Consider the following 24868-nt stretch of genomic DNA (forward strand, 5'->3'; position numbering starts at 1 on the left):
TGAGCACCTTTCGGCGAGAGACACGGAGGAGTGGCAGGTGGGTCGGGAAGGGGGGAAGCGTCAGGAGCGTACTTGGAGCAGCGGGACGAGCTGTTCCGCGGGGGTCATCGAGCCGTGGTTACCGACCATCGCCGACTCCCTCGGCTCCCGCTCGGAAGCGACGATCAGGACGTCGTCCCGCGCCGCCGCGACCACGTCGCCGATCCGTCCGTACACCCGTTCGTCGACCGTCGGTCCGAACCAGCCCGCCGCTATGGCCTCGTCCCTCGATGCCACCCAGAACTGCTCGCCGAGCACCTCGCGCCAGCAGGTCAGTACGTCGGACTGGGCGCCCGGCACCGCGTACACGTGCCGCGCCCGGCCCTCGCCGCCCAACAGGGCGACGCCGGCGCGCAGTTCCCAGTCCTCGTCGAAGTCGATGCGGTGCTGCTCGTCGAACGGGATGTCGATCATGCCGTGGTCGGCGGTGACGTACAGCGCGGCGCGCGGCGGGAGTTGCTCCGCCAGCCGCTGGACGAGCCGGTCGACGTACATGAGCTGGCCGCGCCAGGCGTCCGAGTCGACGCCGAAGCGGTGGCCCTTGCCGTCCACCTCGGCGTAGTACGTGTAGACCAACGAGCGGTCACCGGCGGCCAGTTGCTCGGCCGCCAGGTCCATGCGGTCCTCGCCGGACAGCTTCCCCCGGAACGTTCCGCCACTGAGCGCGATCTTGGTCAGCGGGGTGTTCTCGAAGGTCGGCGAGGAGACCTGGACCGTGTGCACACCGGCCTGGTGCGCCAGCTGGAACACCGTGGGGTGCGGCTGCCACGCGCGCGGTTCCGTCCACGGCTGCCAGCGCAGCTGGTTCATCAGCTCGCCGGTGGCCGGGTTGCGGACGGTGTAGCCGGGCAGGCCGTGCGCACCCGGCGGCAGCCCGGTACCGACGGAGGCGAGGGAGGTCGCGGTGGTCGCGGGGTAGCCGGTGGTGATCGGGCGGCCCGTGTCCCCGCGTGAGCTGCTTATGAGGGAGCTCATGAAGGGGGCCTCGTCCGGGTGGGCGAGGAGCTGCTCCCAGCCCAGTCCGTCGATCAGGAACACGCAGTTCCGGTCGGCGGGCGCCAGCTCCGGGATGGCCGGGGACATGCCCGGTACGTCCATGCCGGCGGCCAGAGTGGGCAGCAGGTCGGCGAGCGAGCCCGTGCCGTAGTGCGGGACGGGGGCGGAGGAGACTGCGAGTGGTTCCGGGTGGTCCCAGGTGGTGGGCTGGGACATCAGCGGGCGACGTCCGCGGTCGCCTCGGAGAGTGCCTGCGCGAAGACGAGGGCCTGGCGGACCGTCTCGGGGCCGTCGCCGGCCTCGCTGACGCGCAGGCTCAGGTCGTCCGCCGTGGAACTGCCCGTGTAGCCGTGGTCGGCCTCGCAGTTGGGGTCGCCGCAAGCGGCCGGCTCCAGGTCGATACGGGCGACGGCGCCCCAGCCGATGGTCAGGACGACCTCACGGGGCAGCGTGCCCGGCGTGTACGACTCCGGGTTGGCGACGACCCTACTGAGCACGACGGACGAGATCCGGCCGAGCTTCACGGATTCCGTGGACGTGGTGGCGTACGGCGTCGGGGATGTGGTGTCCGCGGCCTGCTCGTCGGTGTGGCTGACGATGAAGCGGTTGCCCGTGAGGACGAGCACGGTCACATGCCGACGCACCTCGTTCGCGTCGAACGTCGTCTCCTGGTGGACCAGGTACGACCGGATGGAGTCGCCGCCGATCGCGGCCTCCACCGCCTCGGCCACGAGGGCCGGGTAGTAGCCGCTGCGCTCGATCGCCGCTCGCAGCCCCTGGGTCGATGTACTGGTCTTGGCCATGTGCCCATCCTACGGGGGCCCACTGACTGCGAGGCACCGCTCAGTACACAGGAAGTGTCCTGGGACCCAGGTCGTCACGGACGGGCGGCGGCGCCAGCCGCACCGACGCCCCGAGCACGCTCAGCCCGTGCTGTGCGACGACCACCGGCTCCAGGGAGACGGCGATGACCTCGGGGTGGTCGTCGACGAGCCGCGACACCCTGAGCAGCAGTTCTTCCAGCGCTCCGGTGTCGACCGGCGCCGAGCCGCGCCAGCCGAAGAGGAGCGGCGCCGTCCGGATCGACCGGATCAGTGAGGCCGCGTCGCGGTCGGTGACCGGTATCAGCCGGTGCGCGGTGTCCCCGAGCAGCTGCGAGGCGGGCCCGGCGAGCCCGAAGGACAGCACCGCGCCGGCCGCCGGGTCGATGACCGCCCGTACGACGGTGTCGACTCCCCGCGATGCCATCCCCTGCACGACGGGCCGCACCTCGTGCGGATTCCCGAAGAGGCCGGTCAACTCGGCGTACGCCCGCCGCAGTTGCTCCTCGTCCGCGAGATCCAGGCGTACGCCGCCCAGGTCGGCGCGGTGGCGCAGGTGGGGGGCGGTGGCCTTGAGGGCGATCGGGTAGCCGATGGTCCGCGCGGCGGCCACGGCGTCGTCGGCGCTCAGCGCGGGGAGGGCCCTGCGCACCGGGATGCCGTACGTCCCGAGCAGCTCGCACGTCTCGTCCGTACCGAGGGTGAGCCCCTGCCCGCGCGCGAGGAGCCCGCCGATCAGCTCGGCGGCGCCCTTCTCGTCGATGTCCTCGTACCCGGGCACCTTGCCGGGCTCGGCCACCTCCCGCCGCCACTGCCCGTACTTCACGGCTTCGGCGAGGGCGCGGACGGCGCGTTCGGCGGCGGGGTAGGCGGGGATGAGACGGGAGCAGGAGTCGGGGGTGGGCGGGGGCGGTGCCTGTGTCTGTGACACGGGTGGGGTGGACGGCTGTCCCGGCCCTGCGGCGGGGGGCTCCCACGCCCCCGCCGTGCGCGGGCGTTCCGCCCCCGCGGTGGGCGGCTGCCCCTGCCCGGGGGCAGGCGGCTGTCCCGGCCCCGCCGTGAACGAACGCTCCGCCCCCGCGGTGGGCAGGCGTTCCGCAGGGCGATGGGGGTCCCCCCGCTCGAGCGAAGCCGAGAGCGGGGGAGGGTGAGCACCGCCCGCAACGCCGGGTGCCACGGAACCCGCCTGTGGTGCCGTGCTCGCGGCAGCCGACAACGCCTCCGCAAGTCCGCCCAGCTCCACATGCACCACCAGCACCGGCTTACCGGGAACCTCCGCCGCCGCCGACCTCAGGGCCTCGGCCAACGCGGCATCCCCAGGGGAGCCCTCCCCCACCGTGGGGATCGCGGTCACCACCACCGCATCGCACCCCTCGTCCGCCAACGCCTCCGACAGCGCCCGGCGGAAGTCCTCCGGCGACGCCCCCGTCGTCAGATCCAGCGGCGCGAGCGGCCGCAGGCCCTCCGACAGGCACGCGTCGTACGTCAGCAGGCCCAGCGACTCCGAGTTCCCCAGGATCGCCACCCGCGGCCCGGCGGGCAGTGGCTGCCGGGCCAGCAGCAGCCCCGCGTCGACCAGTTCGGTGATCGTGTCCACGCGGATCACCCCGGCCTGCCGCAGCAGCGCGGACACCGTCGCGTGCGGCAGCCGCGTGGCCCGTACGGCATGTCCCTGTGGAGCGGCGCCACCGTGCCGCGCCCCCTGGACGACCACCAGCGGCTTCGCCGCCGCCGTGCGCCGCGCGAGGCGCGTGAACTTGCGCGGGTTGCCGATGGATTCGAGGTACATGAGGACGACGTCGGTGTCCGGGTCGTCGTACCAGTACTGGAGTACGTCGTTGCCGGACACGTCGGCCCGGTTGCCGGAGGAGACGAACGTCGACACACCCGTGACCCCGGTGACGCCTCCCCCGCGCCGGTGCAACCGGGAGAGGAGGGCGATCCCGATGGCGCCGGACTGCGCGAACAGGCCGATCCTGCCCGGCCTCGGCATCTCTGGGGCGAGCGACGCGTTCAGCCGGACGTCCTCGGCGGTGTTGATGACGCCGAAGGCGTTGGGGCCGATGATGCGCATCCCGTACGTGCGCGCGTGCCGTACGAGTTCGCGCTGCCGCTCCAGTCCCTCGGGGCCGCTCTCCGCGTACCCGGCCGAGACCACGACGAGCCCCTGCACTCCGTGCTCTCCGCACTCGGCGACGACATCGGGGACGTACGCGGCCGGGACGGCGACGACCGCGAGGTCGACGGAACCCTCGATCTCCCGCACCGACCGGTGGGCCGGCACCCCGTCGATGTCCTTCTGCTCCTCCGGGAAGGCACTGTTGACCGCGTACAGGTCACCGGTGAAACCGGCGTCCCTGATGTGGTCGAGGACGCTGCGGCCGACGCCGCCGGGAGCGCGGCCGACGCCGATGACGGCCACCGCGCCCGGGACGAGGAGCCGACGTACGGAGCGTGCCTCGGCCCGCTGTTCCCGCGCGCGTTGGACGGCGAGGGAGCGGTCGGTGGGCTCCAGGTCGAACTCCAGGCGGACGACGCCGTCCTCGAAGCTGCGCTTCTGGGTGTATCCGGCGTCCGTGAACACCTTGATCATCTTGGTGTTGGCCGGGAGCACCTCGGCGGCGAAGCGGCGGATGTCGCGTTCGCGGGCGACGGCCCCGATGTGTTCGAGGAGGGCGGAGGCGACGCCCCTGCCCTGGTGGGCGTCCTGCACGAGGAAGGCGACCTCGGCCTCGTGGGCGGGACCGGACGCGGGCAGGCCGTCGGCATCAATGCGGTCATAGCGTACGGTGGCGATGAACTCGCCGCCGACCGTGGCCGCGAGCCCCACCCGGTCCACGAAGTCGTGGTGGGTGAAGCGGTGGACGTCCTTTGCGGACAGGCGCGGATAGGGCGCGAAGAAGCGGTAGTACTTCGACTCGTCCGAAACCTGCTCGTAGAAGCTGACCAGCCGGTCGGCGTCGTCCGCGGTGATGGGCCGGATGCGGGCGGTGCCGCCGTCGCGCAGCACGACGTCCGCCTCCCAGTGGGCGGGGTACTCGTGCCGGTCCGACGAGTTCTGCATGCGCCCCAGAGTACGGCTCGCGTACGACAACGTCGCGAGGCAGTCTGTGGGGACCGAAGTCGGGCCCAGGCCGGGGTCCGAACGCGGTTCCGGGACAGGTTTCCACCTGCCTCCCGGAACGCTTCACGCTATGGAACAATGGTCTAGACAACCCTGAGACAGTGAAGGGCAGCATCACATGGCTGAGCGCCGCGTCAACGTCGGCTGGGCGGAGGGCCTCCACGCCCGCCCCGCCTCCATCTTCGTCCGTGCGGCCACGGCCGCCGGCGTCCCCATGACGATCGCCAAGGCCGACGGCAACCCCGTCAACGCGGCCTCCATGCTGGCGGTCCTCGGCCTGGGTGCCCAGGGCGGCGAGGAGATCGTCCTCGCCTCCGAGGCGGAGGGCGCCGACGCGGCGCTCGACCGCCTGGCGAAGCTGGTGGCCGAGGGACTCGAGGAACTTCCCGAGACGGTCTGAGAAATTGAGGGCGGCGACAGCCGTCGCCTCAAAGGCACCATCCGCATACGCGAAGGGGTCGCCCGGAATTCCGGGCGACCCCTTCGCGTTTATCGTTTATGGGCAGCAGAAATAATCCCCCGCGAATTCCACCCTCTTTGTATACGGCGCCCGTGTTAATGACGCAGGCCCGTCATGTTTACGGGATGTTGCGAAGTCCTCACACGCTCCGGACGGTCTCCGCCGCCGGGAAAGCGCAGCCGGTGCGCGCCGGCCGACCGCTCGGTGTGCAGCGCCGTGACGGCTCGCGCCCGCTCGCTGTCGCCGCGCGCCACGGCGTCCACGATCGCCCCGTGCTCGGTCCAGGACTCGACGGGGTTGACCGGGGCCTCCACCGCGTACATCCAGGCGATCTTGTGCCGGAGCTGGGTGAGCGTCGAGGTCAGGGCGTGGCTTCCGGAGGCCTGGGCGAGCGTCTCGTGGAACCAGCCGCCCAGGGAGCGCAGGTCCTCGCTGTTGCCCCTCCTGGCCCGCTCCTGCCCCAGCCTGACCAGGCCGCGCAGCACTTTCAGATGGGCCTCGGTGCGCCGCTGGGCGGCCCGGGAGGCACCCAGCGGCTCCAGGAGCATGCGCATCTCCAGCAGGTCGGAGGCCTCCTGCTCGGTCGGTTCCGCGACGCACGCGCCCGCGTGGCGCCGGGTCACCACGAAGCCCTCGGCCTCCAGGGTGCGCAGGGCCTCGCGGACGGGGACGCGCGAGACGCCGTACCGGCGCGCGAGCAGTTCCTCGGTGAGCCGGCTGCCGCGCTCGTAGACACCGGCGACGATGTCGTCCCGGATCGCCGTGCATACCGAGTGCGCCGGAATACGCATGTCCGACCTCCGCTTTAATCCCCGTGAAACGTCGACGATTGACGTGTGTTCAGTGACTCTATTGCAGAGAACCGGAATTTCCGACGGCGGGCCGGAATCCAGGGATATTTTTTGGACACAGGGCCGCCGGAAACGCCGAAAGCCCCGGCTCGGGGAGCCGGGGCGACGACAAGAGATGCGCGTGGTTGTCAGACGTTCACACCGTGCGAGCGGAGGTAGGCGACGGGGTCCATGTCCGAGCCGTACTCCGCGGTCGTGCGGGCCTCGAAGTGGAGGTGCGCACCGGTGACGTTGCCGGTGGCCCCGGAGAGACCTATCTGCTGGCCCGGGGTGACGGTCTGACCGACGGACACGTTGATGGACGACAGATGACCGTACTGAGTGTACGTACCATCAATCATCTTGATCACGATGTTGTTGCCGTAGGCGCCGCCCCAGCCCGCCTCGACGACCGTGCCGGAGCCCACCGCGTGGACGGTGGTGCCGGACGAGGCGTGGAAGTCGATGCCGGTGTGGCTGCCGGAGGACCAGACGGCTCCGCCCGACTTGTAGCCCGTGGAGATGTACGAGCCGGAGATCGGGGCGACGAAGGTGTTGAGGCGCTTGCGCTCGGCCTCGCGGGCGGCGCGGGCCTCCGCCTCGCGTGCCTCCTTGGCCCGCTCCTCCGCCTCCTTCTTCGCGGCGGCCAGGGCGCGTTTCTCGGCCGCGACGGCCCGCTTCTCGGCGGCGGCCTTCTCGGCTGCCTGCTCCTGTGCGGCGGCCTGCGCGTCGATCTGGTCGGCGAGCGCCTCGCCGATGGAGATCACCGGGGTGAGGCCGGTCTGCTCGGCGGCGGACTCCTCGGCGAGCGCCGGGGCGGCGAGGGTGCCGACGACGCCGGTGGTGGCGAGGGCCGCGACTCCGGCCGCGCGGACGGTCGTACGGGTGACGAGACTGGGGCGGCTGGGACGACGGTGCTTCCCGGTGGCGCGGGTGAACGCCATGTAGTGGCTGGTCCTTTCCTTCCTTCTCGCCTACCGGGTTAGCTGACGGGTTCGGAGCAGGAAGGTCTCCTACGGACCCCCTCGCTGGGCGCGCGGGCGTCCGATTCACCCCAGGGACTGCACAGTGTGGGTCCCCGGCTCCCCTGGCTCGCGCCATGTGGGGACTCGGCGATGACTGTCCGGGTGCCGCGGCTGCGGCGTAGTGCGTGACGGACAGCCGGACCGACGCTAAGCCGCGTAACTTTCAATCAACAAACCGATCACGGGTTTTGTAGCGCATGCCACAGGTCAGACAGTCAACCTCTCCATCAATACGGGCAACTTGCCCATCAATATGGACAAGAGGGGCCCGGTGACGCTTCCGTCACCGGGCCCCTGTCGTGCATCGCGGTGCCGCTACTCGGCGGGTACGACGGTCACTTCGCCGATGCCGAGGGCCCTGACGGGCTCCTCGATCGTCGCCGCGTCACCGACGAGGACCGTCACCAGCCGGTCCACCGGGAAGGCGTTCACGGCCGCCGCGGTGGCCTCCACGGTGCCGGTGGCGGCGAGTTGCCGGTACAGCGTGGCCTGGTAGTCGTCGGGCAGGTGCTGCTCGACCTGGTCGGCCAGCGTGCTCGCCACGGCCGCCGCCGTCTCGTACTTGAGCGGGGCGACGCCCACCAGGTTCTGCACCGCGACATCGCGCTCGGCGTCGGTGAGCCCCTCGGCAGCGAGCGTGTGCAGCACCTTCCAGAGGTCCTCCAGGGCGGGACCGGTGTTCGGTGTGTCGACGGAGCCGCTGATGGCGAGCAGCGCGGCGCCCGAGCCGTCCGGGGCCGAGCGCAGGACCTGGCCGAACGCCCGCACACCGTAGGTGTAGCCCTTCTCCTCGCGCAGGACGCGGTCCAGGCGGGAGGTGAGGGTGCCGCCGAGGCAGTACGTGCCGAGGACCTGGGCGGCCCAGACACGGTCGTGCCGGTCGGCGCCGATGCGGCCGATGAGCAGCTGGGTCTGTACGGCGCCCGGGCGGTCCACGATGACGACCCGGCCGGTGTCGTCGGCGGTCACCGGCGGCACGGGCCGCGGCTGGGCCGTCGAGCCGGTCCAGGCCCCCAGGGTCTCGCCGAGCAGCGCGTCCAGGTCGACGCCGGTGAGGTCGCCGACGACCACGGCGGTGGCCGTGGCGGGGCGGACGTGCCTCTCGTAGAAGGTGCGTACGGCCGCGGAGTCGATCTTCGCGACCGTCTCCTCGGTGCCCTGGCGCGGCCGGGACATGCGCGAGGTCTCCGGGAACAGCTCCTTGTAGAGCTGCTTGGCGGAGCGGCGGGCCGGGTTGGCCGTCTCGTGCGGGATCTCGTCGAGCCGGTTGCGCACCAGCCGCTCGATCTCGCTGTCCGCGAACGCGGGTGCCCTGAGGGCGTCGGCCAGCAGACCGAGCGCCTTGGGGAGCCGCGACACGGGGACTTCGAGGCTGAGGCGGACGCAGGGGTGGTCGGCGTGCGCGTCGAGGGTGGCGCCGCAGCGCTCCAGTTCGGCGGCGAACTCCTCGGCGGAGTGCTTGTCGGTGCCTTCGGAGAAGGCCCTGGCCATGATCGTGGCCACGCCGTCGAGACCGGCCGGCTCGGCCTCCAGAGGGGCGTCGACGAGCACCTCGACGGCGACGATCTGCTGGCCGGGGCGGTGGCAGCGCAGGACGGTCAGGCCGTTGTCGAGCGTGCCGCGTCCGGGGGCCGGGAAGGCCCAGGGCCTGGCTTCGCCCGCCTGGGGCTGGGGGTGGAACTTCATCGTGGTGAGCTCGGTCACTTGGCCGCCTCCTCGTCCTTGTCGCCGGCTTCGACCGTGGCCTCGGCCTCGGGGTCCTCGGGGGGATCCGCGTCCTCGGCGGTCTCTCCGGGGACCGGCTCGTAGACGAGCACCGCGCGGTTGTCGGGGCGCAGTCGGTCCTTGGCGGCCTGCTGGACCTCCTCGGCGGTCACCTCCAGCACGCGCTGGACGGCGGTCAGCGCGAGCTGCGGGTTACCGAACAGCACGGCGAAGCGGCACAGTTCGTCGGCGCGGCCCGCGACCGTGCCGAGCCGGTCCAGCCACTCGCGCTCCAACTGGGCCTGGGCGCGCTCCATTTCCTCGGCCGTGGGGCCCTCGGCGGCGAACCGGGCGAGTTCCTCGTCGACGGCGGCCTCGATGACCGGCACCTCGACGTCCGCGGAGGTCTTCACGTCCAGCCAGCCCAGGGAGGGCGCTCCGGCCAGCCGCAGCAGGCCGAAGCCGGCCGCCACCGCCGTACGGTCCCGCCGTACGAGCCGGTTGTAGAGGCGGGAGGACTCGCCGCCGCCGAGGACGGTGAGCGCCAGGTCGGCCGCGTCGCACGCGCGCGTGCCGTCTTCCGGGAGCCGGTAGGCGGCCATCAACGCGCGCGCGGGGACCTCTTCGACGACGACCTCGCGCAGCTGCTCGCCGATGATGTCGGGGAGGGCGCCGGAGCGCGGCTCGGGCTTGCCGTCGTGCCCGGCGATGGAACCGAAGTACTTCTCGACCCAGGCGAGCGTCTCCTCGGGGTCGATGTCCCCGACGACCGACAGGACGGCGTTGTTGGGCGCGTAGTACGTGCGGAAGAACGCGCGGGCGTCCTCCAGGGTCGCCGCGTCCAGGTCCGCCATCGAGCCGATCGGCGTGTGGTGGTAGGGGTGGCCCTCCGGGTAGGCGAGGGCGGTGAGCTTCTCGAACGCCGTCCCGTAGGGGACGTTGTCGTAGCGCTGCCGGCGTTCGTTCTTGACGACGTCCCGCTGGTTCTCCATGGACTCGTCGTCGAGGGCCGCGAGCAGCGAGCCCATGCGGTCGGCCTCCAGCCAGAGGGCCAGCTCCAGCTGGTGGGTGGGCATGGTCTCGAAGTAGTTGGTGCGCTCGAAGCTGGTGGTGCCGTTGAGCGAGCCGCCCGCGCCCTGGACCAGTTCGAAGTGGCCGTTGCCCTTCACCTGGCCCGAGCCCTGGAACATCAGGTGCTCGAAAAGGTGAGCCAGGCCCGTACGGCCCTTGACTTCATGGCGTGATCCGACGTCGTACCAGAGGCACACCGCCGCGACCGGGGTCAGGTGGTCCTCGGAGAGCACCACGCGCAGCCCGTTGGCGAGGCGGTGCTCTGTCGCTGTCAGGCCGCCGGAGCCTGCCTCGGCTGTGGCCGTGTGACCCATGGGCATGTACGTCCCTTCGATCGCGGATGCGGTTGTTGCAACCGCTGATTTCCTGCCGGTCCTGCCACTGTATGCAAGCGTGCGGAGTGCTGGCGAAGTTCCCGGCGGACGTACGCCGACAGCGAGATTCCGCAGCTTCGGGGCGGTACGTTTCAGCAACGGCGCCCACCGCCCAACGCCGCCGCAGGGACGGGCCTTGGTCCGCGTTGTCAGTGCGGCAGTCCACAATGGTCCGCGTCAGATCCTGTTCACGTCACAGACTCAAGCACCCCGTAAGCGAACGACCAGGAAACAGAAGGAGCCGGCAGCGATGGCCCGCCGCAGCACGAAGACCCCGCCGCCCGACGACTTCGAGGAGCGGATCCTCGACATCGACGTCGTCGACGAGATGCAGGGCTCCTTCCTCGAGTACGCGTACTCCGTCATCTACTCCCGAGCCCTGCCCGACGCCCGCGACGGCCTCAAACCCGTACACCGTCGCATCGTGTACCAGATGAACGAGATGGGCCTGCGCCCCGACCGCGGCTATGTGAAGTGCGCCCGTGTCGTCGGCGAGGTCATGGGTAAGCTGCACCCGCACGGCGACTCGTCGATCTACGACGCCCTGGTGCGGCTCGCCCAGCCGTTCTCCATGCGTGTGCCGCTGGTCGACGGCCACGGCAACTTCGGTTCGCTGGGCAACGACGACCCGCCGGCCGCCATGCGGTACACCGAGGCCCGGATGGCCGACGCGACGTCCCTGATGACGGAGTCCATCGAAGAGGACACGGTCGACTTCGCGCCGAACTACGACGGCCAGGAGCAGGAACCGGTGGCGCTGCCCGCCGCCTTCCCGAACCTGCTGGTGAACGGCGCGTCGGGCATCGCCGTCGGTATGGCCACGAACATGCCGCCGCACAACCTCGGCGAGGTCATCTCGGCCGCCCGGCACCTGATCCGCTACCCGAACGCGGACCTCGACACCCTGATGCGGCACGTCCCGGGCCCCGACCTGCCCACCGGCGGCCGGATCGTCGGCCTCGCCGGCATCAGGGACGCGTACGAGACGGGCCGCGGCACGTTCAAGATCCGCGCCACGGTGTCGGTGGAGAACGTGACGGCGCGCCGGATGGGCCTGGTCGTCACCGAACTGCCCTTCACCGTCGGCCCGGAGAAGGTGATCGCCAAGATCAAGGACCTGGTCGGCGCGAAGAAGCTCCAGGGCATCGCCGACGTCAAGGACCTCACCGACCGCAACCACGGCCTGCGTCTGGTCATCGAGATCAAGAACGGCTTCGTACCGGAAGCCGTCCTGGAACAGCTCTACAAGCTGACGCCGATGGAGGAGTCCTTCGGCATCAACAACGTGGCGCTGGTGGACGGCCAGCCCCTCACGCTCGGCCTCAAGGAACTCCTGGAGGTCTATCTCGACCACCGCTTCGAGGTCGTGCGGCGTCGCTCGGAGTTCCGTCGCGGCAAGCGCCGTGACCGGCTGCACCTGGTCGAGGGCCTGCTCACCGCGCTGGTGGACATCGACGAGGTCATCCGGCTGATCCGCTCCAGCGACAACTCCGCGCAGGCGAAGGAACGCCTGATGGAGCGCTTCGGCCTGTCCGAGATCCAGACGCAGTACATCCTGGACACCCCGCTGCGCCGGCTGACCCGGTTCGACCGCATCGAGCTGGAGTCCGAGAAGGACCGGCTGGCCGCCGAGATCGCGGAGCTGACCCGGATCCTGGAGTCGGACGCGGAACTACGCAAGCTGGTCTCGACCGAACTGGCCTCGGTGGCCAAGAAGTTCGGCACCGACCGGCGTACGGTCCTGCTGGAGTCGGCCGGTGCGGCCACCGCCGCCGCGGTCCCGCTTCAGGTGGCCGACGACCCGTGCCGGGTGCTGCTGTCCTCTACGGACCTGCTGGCGCGTACCGCGAACGGCGAGCCGTTCCCGGCGGACGAGGACGGCCGGCGGACGAAGCACGACCTGATCGTCTCGGCGGTCCCGGCGACGGCGCGGGGTGAGGTGGGCGCGGTGACGTCGGCCGGCCGCCTGCTGCGCATCAACGTCATCGACCTGCCCCAGCTCCCCGACACGATGGCGGCGCCCAACCTCTCGGGCGGCGCCCCGCTGTCGGAGTTCCTGTCCCTGGAGGACGGCGAGACGGTGGTCTGTCTGACGACGCTCGACGAGTCGTCCCCGGGTCTCGCGATCGGCACGGAACAGGGCGTCGTCAAGCGGGTGGTCCCCGACTATCCCTCCAACAAGGAGGAGTTGGAGGTCATCACGCTCAAGGAGGGCGACCGGATCGTCGGCGCCGCCGAGCTGCGTACGGGCGAGGAGGACCTGGTCTTCATCACGGACGACGCCCAACTGCTGCGTTTCCAGGCCGCCCATGTCCGTCCCCAGGGCCGCCCGGCCGGCGGTATGGCCGGCATCAAGCTGACGGACGGCGCCAAGGTGATCTCGTTCACGGCGGTGGACCCGGCGGTGGACGCGGTCGTCTTCACGGTCGCGGGTTCGCGCGGCACGCTGGACGACTCGGTGCAGACGACGGCGAAGCTGACCCCGTTCGACCAGTACCCGCGCAAGGGCCGCGCCACCGGCGGTGTCCGCTGCCAGCGGTTCCTGAAGGGCGAGGACTGTCTGTCCGTGGCCTGGGCGGGCCCGGCACCGGCGCGCGCGTCCCAGAAGAACGGCACCCCGGCGGAACTCCCGGAGATGGACCCGCGCCGCGACGGCTCGGGCGTGTCGCTGCCGAAGACGGTGGGCGTGGTGACGGGCCCGCTGTAGGTCAGCCGCTCTCCCCGGAGCCCTCCGGGCTCGGCTCCTGTACGTATCTCAGGACGCCCCACATACTGTGCTCGTCGGCGTGTGGGGCGTCGTCCATACAGGCCTCCAACTCCTTGCCGAGGGCGGGCAGTCCGATGCCGGACCCGATGAGGACGAGCCGGCTGAGCCGGTCCTCGCCGTCGGCCCAGGGCTCGGGATAGAACCGCAGGAACGGCCCGACGGCGTGCACGGCGTACCGGTTGCGCGGGTCGTGCGGCCCGAAGTCGACGTACCCCTTGATGCGGTAGAGCCCTGCGGGCCGGCTGTCGAGGAACTCCATGAGCCGACGCGGGTCGAGAGGCGTCGAGGAGCTGAAGGAGAGACTGTCGTAGGCGGCGTGCAGATGCCCGGAGTGGCCCTGCTCCCCGTCCTCCCCGTCCTCCCCGTCCTCCCCGTGATCGTGCAGGTCGTCGAAGGACAGCTGCCCGATACGTTCCTCGGTCGGCCGGCAGTCGAAGAGGAACTCGGGGTCCACGCGCCCGTAGTCGGCGGGGACGACGGCGGCACGGTCGACCAGCCCGCGGACGATGCCCAGGACCCGCTCGCCGCCGTCGGCGACCTGGCCGACCTTGTTGACGACGACGAGATCGGCGAGGGCGAGATGGCGGTCGATCTCGGGATGCCTCGCCCGCGTGTCGTCGAACTCGACGGCGTCGACGACCTCGACGAGCCCTCCGTACACGACCCGGGGATTCTCACTGGCGAGCACCATGCGCACGAGTTCCTGCGGCTCGGCGAGTCCGCTGGCCTCGATGACGATGACGTCGATCCGGGTCGAGGGTTGAGCGAGTCGATCAAGATAGACATCAAGTTCACTCGCATCAACAGCGCAGCACAGACACCCGTTCCCCAGGGAGACGGTGGAGTCCCCCAGGGCCCCCGCAACAGCCATGGCGTCGATCTCGATGGCCCCGAAGTCATTGACGAGGGCCCCGATACGGCTGCCACCGCTGCGGTGCAGGAGGTGGTTGAGGAGGGTGGTCTTGCCGGAGCCGAGGAAGCCGGCGAGAACGATGACGGGGATCTGGTGACTGCTCGGACCCGGACCCGGCTGGCTCAATCTGCGACCTCTCTCACGCGGACGCGCACACCGGCTCACGGCCGCGCGCACGTACGGGGAACGAATGCCGCCCCAGGATACGAGCCGGAGGAATCGTCGCTGAGTGAACGATTGTTAGCAGTCGGCGCGGGGCACACGTCTGACATGGCGCCGAAGTGTGCGACCCTCGCTTCCTTCCGTGCGCCTCCTCTCCGCCTCCCCCGCCGATCAGAGCCGCTCGGCACTCTGGAGGCGGCAAGCGCCGCCCATCGCTCGCCGGTCCCCCTCCGTCGACCCGCATTCCGACGACCGGCGGACGGCCGCCTGATTCGGGGGTTGACATGGTCACACGGAAGAGTGGGATACGAGGGCTCGGCCCTGCCGTGGCAGCGGGCCTCGGCCTGATGGCAGGCTCCCTCGCCACCCTGGCCGCGCAACGTCACGCGCTCAACGCATTGCACAAGCGGCTCGACCACCTGGAACAGTCCGCGCTCACGCAACGCCACACCAACCTGGCACACCAACAGCGCCTTCACTGGGAACTGCTGAGCAAGGCGATCGACAGGCCCGAGCTGGCCGAAGTGCTGGACATCTTCGAGATACCGGCCTCCCCCGAGAAACGGAAGCAGTACCTCTTCGCCAACGCCCTGTACACCAATGCCCTTTTCTACTACCGCATCGGCAACCTGAGTCGCGAGGAGTTCTTCGGGCACCTACGCGGTCACCTCCAGAACCCCGTATTCAGGGAGTACTGGTACGCCACGCGGGGGCAGCGGGCGACCATCCCCGGCGATTCGGACGAGGCCGAGTTGGGGCACATGATCGACGATCTCCTGCGCCAACTGGAGGATGCGGACATCGACGAGTGGTGGGTGGTCGGCGATCCCCCGGGCTCCGACGAGTAGCGCACGCCAGAAATCACACCCACGGGCCATAACGAACGGGTCAAGTTCCCAGTTGTCCCAGGCGGCACTGGGGTTGACTCACACGTGATCGCGCAGGGCAACTCCACAAGACCGTCGCCCACGCCGCCGGATTTCGACGCGCACGCCCCACAGGGCCGCCTTCGTCCCGCAGCAGTCGTGCGCAGACTTCTTTCCGCCCGCGAGACGTGAAAAGGAAATCAACAGTGAGCAAGATTGTCCGTCGGATCGGTGTGCCTCCTGTCGACCGGGGGAGCACAGGGGGCGGAAATTGCCCCGATATCTTCGAGTTGTCCGACGGAAGTTTCGCTGTCATCGGCACCGATGCCACCGAATCACTCGACCCCGACCTTCCTTCCGATGCGTCTCGCGCCGACTACGAAAGAATCGTAGTCATTACTCGCGAAACCCTTATTCGCGCCAAGGCCGACATTCCAGATCTCTAGCACCGACCGGACGAGGTGACCCGGCCCGCTCGACGCGGCGCCGGGTCGCAGTCGTTCAGGCGACGGCCGGCACCGCCACCGGCGCCACAGGCCCCACATACCGCGCCGCCGGCCGAATGATCTTCGAGTCCTCCGCCTGTTCCAGGATGTTGGCGCTCCAGCCCACCACCCGAGCCGCCGCGAACGTCGGCGTGAACATCTCGCGTGGCAGACCGCACAGTTCCATGACCACGCCCGCGTAGAACTCGACGTTCGTGTGCAGTTCCCGGCCCGGCTTCAGTTCGGCCAGGATCGCCTCCACCCGCCGTTCGACCTCGACCGCCAGGTCCACCAGCGGGCCACCGAACTGCTCGGCGATGCCCCGGAGCATGCGGGAGCGGGGATCCTCGGTGCGGTAGACCGGGTGACCGAAGCCCATGATGCGGTCACCGGCGAGGACGCGTTCGCGGATCCAGCCGTCGATGCGGTCCGCCGTGCCGATCGCGTCCAGGGTGTCCAGCGCACGGCTCGGGGCACCGCCGTGCAGCGGGCCCGAAAGGGCTCCCACCGCTCCCACCAGAGACGCCGCCACATCCGCCCCGGTCGACGCGATGACCCTCGCCGTGAATGTTGATGCATTGAATCCGTGATCAATGGTTGAGATCAAGTATTGCTCGATCGCCCTGGCGTGCAGCGGGTCCGGCTCCGACCCCGTCAACATGTACAGGTAGTTGGCCGCATACGGGAGGTCGTCCCGAGGCTCCACCGGGTCGAGACCCCGCCCCAGCCGATACAGCGCCGTCAGCACGGCGGGTACGGCCGCCGAGGCGACCAGGGCGTCCGCCCGTCGCTGCTCCGCGTCGATGTCGTACACGGGCCGGAAGCCCTTCGCCGCACCGAGCAGCGACAGCGCCGTACGCATTCCGGCCAGCGGTCCGGACCGGCCACTCGCCGCCGCGATCGCGGGCAGCGCCGCCCGTACCTCGTCGGGCAGCCGCCGCAGCGCCGCGGTCTCGGCGGTGAAGGCGGCGAGACGGTCCCCGTCCGGCAGATCGCCGTGGACCAGGAGGTGCCAGACGTCCTCGAAGCCGCGGGTCTGCGCGAGTTCGACGGCGGAGTACTGGCGGTAGTGGTAAAAGCCCTCACGCCCCCGGACGTCACCAATTCGGGTGTCGGTGACGACGACGCCCGCGAGCCCTCGCGGTACGTCGACAGCGGTGGTCGCCACTGCAGCGGCCTGGTTGATCGGCATGGTTCCTCCCTGAACTTGATTCGACTGTCCATGATTGACTGAAACGATGTCAATATTGATTGAATCAATGCTCAGTCCATACGGATACGGTGACCCTCATGCGCGATCAAGACCCCGCCCCCGACCACACCGGCCGGCGGCTGAGCACCAAGGAGACCGCCGAGTTGCTCGGCGTGAAGCCCGAGACTGTGTACGCGTACGTGAGCCGCGGTCAGCTCAGCAGCCGTCGCGATCCCAGTGGCCGCGGCAGCACCTTCGACGCCAAGGAGGTGGAGGCGCTCGCCCGCCGCAACAAGCGGGAAAGCGCCGCGAGTTCGGGCTCCGGCGGTGAGCTGTCGGTACGGACCCGGCTCACCCTCATCGACAAGGACCGGTACTACTTCCGGGGCGTCGACGCCGCCGAACTGGCCGCGCGTCACTCCTACGAAGAGGTCGCCGAGTGGCTGTGGACCGGCACCCTGCGCCCCGGGGTCACCTTCACCGCCCCCAAGGCCTCCGTCGCCGCCGCCCGCCGCTCCGTCAACGCGCTGCCCGAGCACAGCGACCCGGTCGACCGGCTCCGCGTCGCCGCGATCGCCGCGGCGGCGGCCGACCCGCTCCGCTTCGACCTCTCCGCGGACACCGTCCTGGGCACCGCCCGCACCCTCATCCCCACCCTCGTCGCCGCCCTGCCGACACTCTCACCGGGCCACCGTGACGAGGGCCCGCTGGCCCACCGCCTCTGGCCCCGGCTCGCCTTCCGGGTCCCCGACGAGGCATCACTGCGCACCCTGGACACGGCTCTCGGCCTGCTCGTCGACCACGACCTGGCCGCCTCGACCCTCGCCGTACGCGTCGCCGCGTCCGCCCGCGCGCACCCCTACGCGGCCGTCTCGGCCGGCCTCGGCGTCCTCGAGGGCCCGCTGCACGGCGCCGCCAGCGGCCTGGCCCACAAGATGCTCCTGGCCGTGCTCGAAGAGGGCGACGCGGCTCCCGTGGTCGCGGACGAGCTGCGTGTGGGCCGCCGCGTCCCCGGGCTCGGCCACCGGATCTACCCCGGCGAGGACCCACGCGCGCGTGCCCTCTTCACCCTCCTTGAGGAGATGCCCCAGGCCGAACCCGCCCTCGCCGCCGCCCGCGACATCGTGACCACCGCCGCCCGCCACACCCCGCTGCACGCCAACGTGGACCTCGCCCTGGCCGTGTTCACGGTCGCCTGCGGCATGGGCGCGTCGGCAGGCGAGACGATCTTCGCCGTGGCCCGTACGGCGGGCTGGATCGCGCACGCCCTGGAGGAGTACGACGAGCGCCCCCTGCGGATGCGTCCGTCCGGAACCTACGTGGGCGAGCGCCCTCCGCAACCGCTCCCGGAGTAGCCCGACCACGCCCGGAGCCACCGCCAACCACCCCCAACCCCCCTGAACCACCCGTTCCGCGCGGCTGGAAGTCATCCCGCTCCAAGTCAGGTTAGGCTCACCTCTGTGAGTAGGTGCGCGACCGTCTCCCGGGACCTCGACGAGCCCATCGCGGGAACCGCGGCGACCGCGAGGACGTGGCTGCTGCTGGAGCAGCCCGGCCCCTGGGGTGCCCAGGCGCTCACCATGAGCCACCTGGACCCCGCGCTCGGCCGCGCCCTGGAGAAGGCCGCGGAGGGCACCGGCGTACGGATCGCGCTGATCCGCCGCCCCGGCCGCCACGCCGACTTCGGGACGCCCGCCGTACGGCAGGTGTACGCGGCCCACACCACGCCCGGAAGCGCCTGGCTGCACGGCGCCACGACCCGCACCCCCGAGGAACTGCTCGGCCTCGACTTCGCCGCGCTCGGCAAGGGTGACCCGCGATCCTTCGACGCCGCGCTCCAGGGGCGGCCGCACACCGGCGATCCCCTCGCGCTCGTCTGCACCAACGGCAAGCGCGACCGCTGCTGCGCGCTGCTCGGCCGTCCCCTCGCGGCCGAACTGGCCGCCTCCGGCGTCGAGGGCGCCTGGGAGGTCACGCACCTCGGCGGACACCGTTTTTCGCCGACGCTGCTCGTCCTGCCGTACGGCTACGCCTACGGCCGCGCCCAGGCACCGCACGTCAAGGAGATCCTCCAGGGCGTGCGCGAAGGGCGGGTCGTCGTGGAGGGCTGCCGCGGCGGCTCCGCCTGGGAGCGGCCCGGACAGGCCGCGGAACTCGCCGTCCGCTCGGCTGCGCGCGAGGACACGGCGGACGCGCTGAGCGTCGTACGGACGGACGGCTCGGCCCCGCTCTGGAAGGTGACCGTCGCGCACACGGACGGGCGCCGGTGGAGTGTCGAGGTCGCCCAGAGCGCCTCCGCGCCGCCTCGTCCGGAGAGCTGCGGATCGGCGCTGGGTTCGCCGGCGCGGATGGATGTGGTGTCGGTGCGCGAACTGGAGCCGACGGCTCCCACGCGCTGATCGCGCAACGTAGAGGACAGCCGTCGTCCACCCGTCAAGCACCCCGTACACGTACTGATCAAGGGATCCACGTCACATCCCACTACGGCACAACCCACTCGTCCCCGTACCTTCATGGGTATGAGCCCCACTCCCCCCGTACGCCGCCTGCGCCTCGGTCTGCCGCGGCGGATGTTCTCGCAGGTGCTGCTGATGCAGGTGGCGATCGCCGCGGGAGTCGCGGTGCTCGCGACCGGGCTGTTCCTCGCACCGCTCAGTGATCAGCTGGACGACCAGGCGATGCGCAGGGCGCTGGCGATCGCGCAGACCACAGCGGCCCAGCCGCAGATCGCCGAGGATCTGCAGGGAAGCGAGCCGTCGGTCGACGGGCCGGTGCAGACCGAGGCGGAGCGGATCCGGAAGGCCAGCGGGGCCGAGTACGTCGTGGTGATGGACATGCGGGGCGTGCGCTGGTCGCACACGGACCCGGCGGAGATCGGCAAGGTCGTCTCCACCGACCCCCGCGAGGCCCTGGCCGGCAAGGAGGTCATGGAGATCGACAGCGGCACCCTGGGCCGCTCGGCCCGGGGCAAGGTGCCGCTGCGCGACACCGACGGCAGGATCGTCGGGGCGGTCTCGGTCGGCATCGAGTACGACAGTGTGCGCGCCCGGCTGATCCACGCGATCCCGGGACTGTTCGCGTACGCGGGCGGCGCCATGGCCGTGGGTGCCCTGGCCGCCTGGGTGATCTCCCGGAGGGTGCACCGGCAGACCCGGGACCTGGCCTTCTCGGACATCGCGGCGCTGCTCGCGGAACGTGAGGCCGTGCTGCACGGCATCCGCGAGGGTGTCGTCGCCCTGGACCGCGCGGGCCGCGTACGGCTCCTCAACGACGAGGCGCAGCGCCTGCTGGGCATCGGCGAGGAGGCCGTCGGCCGCTCCCTGGACAAGGCGCTCGGCGCCGGACGTACGACCGATGTGCTGGCCGGCCGGGTGACCGGCACCGACCTGCTCACCGTGCGCGGCCAGCGTGTCCTGGTCGCCAACCGCATGCCCACCGACGACGGGGGCGCCGTCGCCACCCTGCGCGACCGCACCGAGCTGGAGCAGCTCGGCCGCGAACTGGACTCCACGCACGGTCTGCTCGACGCCCTGCGCGCCCAGGACCACGAACACGCCAACCGCATGCACACCCTGCTGGGACTGCTCGAACTGGAGATGTACGACGACGCCGTGGAGTTCGTCGGTGAGGTGGTCGGCGACCACCGGGCCACCGCGGAGCAAGTCGCCGAGAAGATCCGCGATCCGCTGCTCGCCGCGCTGCTGGTCGGCAAGGCCACCGTGGCGGCGGAGCGCGGGGTCGCCCTGTGGGTCTCGGACCGGACGCTGCTCCCGAACCGGCTGATCGACCCCCGGGAGCTGGTCACGGTCGTCGGCAACCTGGTCGACAACGCGCTGGACGCCGTCGCCGGCACTCCGCACGCGCGCGTGGAGGTCGAACTGCGCGCGGAGGGCCGTACCGCGGTCCTCAGAGTGCGGGACACCGGGCCCGGAATCCCGGCGGAACAGCGTGAGTTGATCTTCACGGAGGGGTGGTCCACGAAGAAGCCCCCGGCGCACGGCAAGCGCGGAATCGGGCTCCCCCTGGTACGTCGCCTCGCGGAGCGGCAGGGCGGCAGCGCGCGCGTGGCCGACGCCGAGGGCGGGGGCGCGGAGTTCACCGTCGTCCTGCCGGAGGCACTCGCGGAGCCGGACCCGGCGCCGGAACAAGTGCGGTTCCCGGACACGGGACGGCCCCTGGAGCCGGCCGCCACCACCGCCCCCGCTGCTGAGGAGGAGTCGAGATGATCGAGGTCCTGGTAGTGGACGACGACATCCGGGTGGCGCGCGTCAACGCCGCCTATGTGGAGAAGGTGCCCGGTTTCCATGTCGCGGGAGAGGCGCACAGCGCGGCCGAGGCACTGCGGCAACTGGAGGCGCTGCCGCAGCTGGACCTCGTCCTGATGGACCACTACCTGCCGGACGACACGGGCCTCTCGGTCGTCCAGGAGATGCGCCGACGCGGCCACGAGACCGACGTGATCATGGTGACGGCGGCCCGTGACGTGTCGACCGTGCAGGCGGCGATGCGGCAGGGGGCGCTGCAGTACCTGGTCAAGCCGTTCGCCTTCGCGGGACTGCGTTCCAAGCTGGAGGCATACGCGGAACTGCGCCGCACCCTCGACGGCGGCGGCGAGGCCGAACAGGCCGAGGTGGACCGGATCTTCGGCGCCTTGTCCTCCGGCCCCGAGCCCGAACTGCCCAAGGGGCACTCCCCCACCACCGCGGAACTCGTGCGCCGCGCCCTGGTGAACGCCGAAGGCCCCCTGTCCGCCCAGGAGATCGCCGAACGGACAGGGGTGAGCCGACAGACCGCCCAGCGCTATCTGAAGCTCCTGGAGCGCACGGGACGAGCCAGACTGACCCTCAAGTACGGCGACGCGGGCCGCCCCGAACACCGTTACGTGTGGGCGACCCGCCCCTGAGGAACCCGGAGAACCGACAGCGGAGGACCACAGATGTGGCGCATGCCACAACATCCGCCTTCTGGGCGCAAACCGCTCCTCTGCTTGCAAGAGTGGTCCGATGATTGACGTCCTGGTGGTGGACGACGACCTCCGAGTCGCGGAGATCAACACCAAGTACGTGGAGAAGGTCCCCGGATTCAGAGTCGCCGCCCGCGCCCACAACGCTGCCGAGGCCCTGGCCGCCGTACAGCGCGGCACCATCGACCTGGTCCTGCTCGACCACTACCTGCCCGACCGGACGGGACTCGAACTGGTCCACCTCATGCGGGAACAGGGCCACTGCACCGATGTCATCATGATCACCGGGGCGAGTGACGTGGTGACCGTACAGACCGCGATGCGCCTGGGCGCCCTGCACTACCTGGTCAAGCCGTTCACCTTCACCGCGCTGCGCACCCGCCTGGAGTCCTACGCCGCCCTGCGCCGCACCGTCGACCACGTCGGCGACCGGAACCACACCTGCCAGGAGCAGGTCGACCAGATCTTCGGCGCCCTGCGCACCCCGCCCGCTCCCGCCTCCCCCGGCCTGCCGAGCGGCCACTCGGAACCGACCACGGACCTCATCTGCGGCGTGCTCCACCGCGCCGGCCACGCCCTCTCGGCCCACGAGGTGGCCGCCGAGACGGGCCTGAGCCGCTCCACGGCCCAGCGCTACCTCCGCCACCTGGAACAGGCGGGCCGCCTCCGCCTCTCCCTCAAGTACGGCGACACGGGCCGCCCCGAACACCGGTACGCATGGGTGGCCCCCTGAGCGGCTCGCCCGCTCTTCACTGTCGTACGACAGTGAGGAAGTCGTACGACCGTGAAATGGCCGCCCGCTAAACAGCCCCCGCCCCCGTGAGCGACCGCACCTCGGTCTCCGCGTGCTTGGCCGCGTCCGGCTCCTCCGCGGAGGTGACCGTGCCGAGCCAGCCCGCGAGGAATCCCAGCGGGATCGAGACGAGCCCCGGGTTCTGCAGCGGGAAGTACTGGAAGTCCACGCCGGGGAACAGCGATTCGGGGCTGCCCGACACCACGGGCGACAGCAGCACGAGGACGACCGACGGAACCAGCCCCCCGTACACCGACCACACCGCGCCCCGGGTCGTGAAGCCGCCCCAGAACAGCGAGTAGAGCAGCACCGGCAGATTCGCGGACGCCGCGACCGCGAAGGCGAGGCCCACCAGGAAGGCGACGTTCAGGTCGCGGGCGAGCAGGCCGAGGGCGATCGCGACCACACCGATGCCGACCGCGGCGGTGCGTGCCACGGCCACCTCGCTGTGGGGCTTGGCACGCGGGCGACGCAGCGACGAGTACAGGTCGTGGGCGACGGACGCCGAGGAGGCGAGCGTGATGCCGGCGACCACCGCGAGAATCGTTGCGAAGGCGATGGCGGCGACGATCGCGAACAGAACCGTTCCGCCTGTGGAGTCAGCGCCACCGCCCAGGTCGAGGGCCAGCAGTGGCACCGCCGTGTTCCCGGCGGCGTTCGACCCGCGGACCGCCTCGGGTCCCACGATCGCCGCCGCACCGAAGCCGAGGACGATCGTCATCAGATAGAAACCGCCGATGAGCCCGATCGACCAGACGACCGAACGGCGGGCAGCACGGGCGGTCGGCACGGTGTAGAAGCGGGACAGGATGTGCGGCAGCCCGGCCGTACCCAGGACGAGTGCCAGCCCCAGGCTGATGAAGTCGAAACGCGAGGTCCAGTCACCGCCGTACCTCAGCCCGGGGGCGAGGAACGCGTCACCGTGACCGCTGCGATCGGCCGCCGTGCGCAGCAGCTGGTCGAAGTCGCCGTGGAACCGCACCAGCACCAGCACGGTCAGCGCGACCGCCCCGCCCATCAGCAGGACCGCCTTGACGATCTGGATCCACGTAGTGGCCCGCATCCCTCCCAACGACACATAGATCACCATGAGCGCGCCGACCGCGATGACCGTCCAGGACTGCGCCGCCTCGCTCGTCCCGCCCAGCAGCAGCGCGACCAGGCTGCCCGCCCCGACCATTTGCGCCACCAAATACAGAACGGACACGGTGACCGAAGAAGTTCCCGCCGCGATCCGTACAGGTCGCTCCCGCATCCGCGAGGCGACGACGTCGGCCAGGGTGAACCGCCCGCAGTTGCGCACCAGTTCGGCAACGAGGAACAGCACGACGAGCCAGGCCACCAGGAAGCCCACCGAGTACAGCAGTCCGTCGTAGCCGAAGAGGGCGATGAGGCCGGAGATGCCGAGGAAGGAGGCGGCCGACATGTAGTCGCCCGCGATGGCAAAACCATTCTCCATCGGGGAGAACAGCCGACCGCCCGCGTAGAACTCCTCCGCCGAACCCTGCCGGTGCCGGCTCACCCAGGTGGTGATGGCCAGGGTGACGGCGACGAACGCGCTGAACAGCACCAACGCCAGCATCTGGTGATCACCTGTCACGATCCACCGCCCCTGAGGCCCCGCGTCAGTTCCTGGGTGTCCCAGCGCAGATCGAGCGCGGCCCGGTCCCTGCGCAGCCGTGCGTGGCGGGCGTACGCCCAGGTGAACAGGAACGTCGTGAGGAACTGTCCGAGTCCCGCCAGCATCGCCACGTTCACCGCGCCCGCCACGGGCCGGGCCATGAATCCGGGTGCCATGGTCGCCGTCACGACATAGCCGACGTACCAGGAGAAGAAGACGGCGACACCGGGGATCACGAACCTCCGGTACCGGCCTCGCACCTCCTGGAAGGCCGCGCTGCGCTGCACCTCCAGATAGACGTCGGCCGCGCCGCCGCCCCGGCGCTCCTGTTCCCGGCGCGCGGGCGGGACGACGGTGGCGGGCGCGCCCGTGCCGTCCAACTCGCCCCAGCCGGAGGCGAGCGCGTCGTACCAGGGGTCCTCGAACCGCGTGTCCCCGCTCACCCCCGCGTGGGTGGGGACGACGTCACGACGTGCGTGGGTCTCGGCCGAACTCTCAGGGCCGCCCCCGCGTCTGCGCGGACGGCCGGTGCTTGACTGCATGCCCAAGGATGGACAGAACGGGAAGATCCCCGACTCTTCTTCTCCATGGGCTTCACCCCATTAGGTGATTCATCCCGTGAGATCGGTTCGAGGTGGGTCGGGCGCACGCCCCGGGGTGTA

Annotated in this window: 20 protein-coding genes and 1 riboswitch; of the genes, 9 read left to right on the forward strand and 11 right to left on the reverse strand. The window is 70.7% G+C overall.

The genetic code is table 11. The features are described from left to right. Positions 1-60: 60 nt before the first annotated feature. Genes LUX31_RS09620 through LUX31_RS09630 form a run of 3 tightly spaced genes read right to left on the reverse strand, consistent with a single transcriptional unit; the run spans position 61 to position 4920 of the window. A complete protein-coding gene (locus LUX31_RS09620; RefSeq protein WP_235474368.1) occupies positions 61-1251 on the reverse strand; it encodes an alkaline phosphatase family protein in 1191 nt (396 codons plus the stop codon). Beyond that, complete coding sequence (locus LUX31_RS09625; RefSeq protein ID WP_235474369.1) at positions 1251-1838, reverse strand: DUF5998 family protein; 588 nt, start codon at positions 1836-1838, stop codon at positions 1251-1253. The genes LUX31_RS09620 and LUX31_RS09625 overlap by 1 nt, the downstream gene beginning before the upstream one ends. Positions 1839-1878: 40 nt before the next feature. Beyond that, the gene (locus LUX31_RS09630) at positions 1879-4920 is read right to left on the reverse strand and encodes a bifunctional acetate--CoA ligase family protein/GNAT family N-acetyltransferase (protein WP_235474370.1); all 3042 of its coding nucleotides are present in this window, start codon (positions 4918-4920) and stop codon (positions 1879-1881) included. A 178-nt stretch (positions 4921-5098) separates the two neighbouring features. On the opposite strand from LUX31_RS09630, the gene LUX31_RS09635 reads away from it, so the two are divergent. After that, positions 5099-5380 carry an HPr family phosphocarrier protein gene (locus tag LUX31_RS09635; RefSeq protein ID WP_006379745.1) on the forward strand — a complete coding sequence of 94 codons (282 nt, stop codon included), beginning with the start codon at positions 5099-5101 and terminating at the stop codon, positions 5378-5380. A 155-nt stretch (positions 5381-5535) separates the two neighbouring features. Here the strand turns inward: LUX31_RS09635 and LUX31_RS09640 are convergent, their stop codons facing one another. The 4 genes from LUX31_RS09640 to LUX31_RS09655 form a co-directional block, all read right to left on the reverse strand. Next, positions 5536-6231: a GntR family transcriptional regulator gene (locus LUX31_RS09640; RefSeq protein ID WP_235474371.1), complete on the reverse strand. Its 696-nt coding sequence runs from the start codon at positions 6229-6231 to the stop codon at positions 5536-5538. Positions 6232-6419: 188 nt separating this feature from the next. Further along, complete coding sequence (locus LUX31_RS09645; protein WP_235474372.1) at positions 6420-7214, reverse strand: M23 family metallopeptidase; 795 nt, start codon at positions 7212-7214, stop codon at positions 6420-6422. A gap of 13 nt (positions 7215-7227) precedes the next feature. Further along, a riboswitch (cyclic di-AMP (ydaO/yuaA leader) is annotated at positions 7228-7395 on the reverse strand. Between the two features lie 215 nt (positions 7396-7610). Continuing rightward, positions 7611-8999 carry a M16 family metallopeptidase gene (locus tag LUX31_RS09650; RefSeq protein ID WP_235474373.1) on the reverse strand — a complete coding sequence of 463 codons (1389 nt, stop codon included), beginning with the start codon at positions 8997-8999 and terminating at the stop codon, positions 7611-7613. Continuing rightward, positions 8996-10390, reverse strand: a complete 1395-nt coding sequence (locus tag LUX31_RS09655) for a M16 family metallopeptidase (RefSeq protein ID WP_235474374.1) — start codon at positions 10388-10390, stop codon at positions 8996-8998. Before LUX31_RS09655 ends, LUX31_RS09650 begins: the two co-directional genes overlap by 4 nt. Before the next feature lie 304 nt (positions 10391-10694). Between LUX31_RS09655 and LUX31_RS09660 the strand changes: the two genes are divergently transcribed. Next, entirely contained in the window at positions 10695-13151 is a 2457-nt protein-coding gene (locus tag LUX31_RS09660) for a DNA gyrase/topoisomerase IV subunit A (protein WP_235474375.1), read from the forward strand. A 1-nt stretch (position 13152) separates the two neighbouring features. On the opposite strand, the gene LUX31_RS09665 is transcribed toward LUX31_RS09660, so the two are convergent. Further along, entirely contained in the window at positions 13153-14250 is a 1098-nt protein-coding gene (locus LUX31_RS09665; protein ID WP_235474376.1) for a CobW family GTP-binding protein, read from the reverse strand. A 320-nt stretch (positions 14251-14570) separates the two neighbouring features. Between LUX31_RS09665 and LUX31_RS09670 the strand changes: the two genes are divergently transcribed. Then, positions 14571-15134 (forward strand): DUF6082 family protein, encoded by a 564-nt coding sequence (locus LUX31_RS09670; protein WP_235474377.1) that lies wholly within the window; start codon positions 14571-14573, stop codon positions 15132-15134. 224 nt (positions 15135-15358) lie between these two features. Beyond that, the gene (locus LUX31_RS09675; protein ID WP_235474378.1) at positions 15359-15598 is read left to right on the forward strand and encodes a hypothetical protein; all 240 of its coding nucleotides are present in this window, start codon (positions 15359-15361) and stop codon (positions 15596-15598) included. Positions 15599-15653: 55 nt separating this feature from the next. Here LUX31_RS09675 and LUX31_RS09680 read toward each other — a convergent pair whose 3' ends face one another. Then, positions 15654-16829 carry a citrate synthase/methylcitrate synthase gene (locus tag LUX31_RS09680; protein WP_235474379.1) on the reverse strand — a complete coding sequence of 392 codons (1176 nt, stop codon included), beginning with the start codon at positions 16827-16829 and terminating at the stop codon, positions 15654-15656. Positions 16830-16927: 98 nt separating this feature from the next. Here LUX31_RS09680 and LUX31_RS09685 point away from each other — a divergent pair, with 98 nt between their 5' ends. From LUX31_RS09685 to LUX31_RS09705, 5 genes are all read left to right on the forward strand, one after another. Continuing rightward, positions 16928-18184 carry a citrate synthase family protein gene (locus LUX31_RS09685; protein ID WP_235474380.1) on the forward strand — a complete coding sequence of 419 codons (1257 nt, stop codon included), beginning with the start codon at positions 16928-16930 and terminating at the stop codon, positions 18182-18184. A 105-nt stretch (positions 18185-18289) separates the two neighbouring features. Next, positions 18290-19228 (forward strand): sucrase ferredoxin, encoded by a 939-nt coding sequence (locus LUX31_RS09690; RefSeq protein WP_235474381.1) that lies wholly within the window; start codon positions 18290-18292, stop codon positions 19226-19228. 120 nt (positions 19229-19348) lie between these two features. Beyond that, complete coding sequence (locus LUX31_RS09695) at positions 19349-21055, forward strand: ATP-binding protein (protein ID WP_235474382.1); 1707 nt, start codon at positions 19349-19351, stop codon at positions 21053-21055. Next, entirely contained in the window at positions 21052-21732 is a 681-nt protein-coding gene (locus LUX31_RS09700; RefSeq protein WP_235474383.1) for a response regulator, read from the forward strand. The genes LUX31_RS09695 and LUX31_RS09700 overlap by 4 nt, the downstream gene beginning before the upstream one ends. Before the next feature lie 100 nt (positions 21733-21832). Beyond that, positions 21833-22525 (forward strand): response regulator, encoded by a 693-nt coding sequence (locus tag LUX31_RS09705; protein WP_235474384.1) that lies wholly within the window; start codon positions 21833-21835, stop codon positions 22523-22525. 67 nt (positions 22526-22592) lie between these two features. Here LUX31_RS09705 and LUX31_RS09710 read toward each other — a convergent pair whose 3' ends face one another. Both LUX31_RS09710 and LUX31_RS09715 read right to left on the reverse strand, forming a co-directional pair. Next, on the reverse strand, positions 22593-24185 hold the full coding sequence (locus LUX31_RS09710) for a solute symporter family protein (RefSeq protein ID WP_235474385.1): 1593 nt from the start codon (positions 24183-24185) through the stop codon (positions 22593-22595). Next, positions 24182-24748 (reverse strand): DUF485 domain-containing protein, encoded by a 567-nt coding sequence (locus tag LUX31_RS09715; RefSeq protein WP_235474386.1) that lies wholly within the window; start codon positions 24746-24748, stop codon positions 24182-24184. The genes LUX31_RS09710 and LUX31_RS09715 overlap by 4 nt, the downstream gene beginning before the upstream one ends. Positions 24749-24868: the final 120 nt, after the last annotated feature.

It is taken from the genome of Streptomyces sp. GQFP (assembly GCF_021545335.1).
GTDB lineage: Bacteria > Actinomycetota > Actinomycetes > Streptomycetales > Streptomycetaceae > Streptomyces.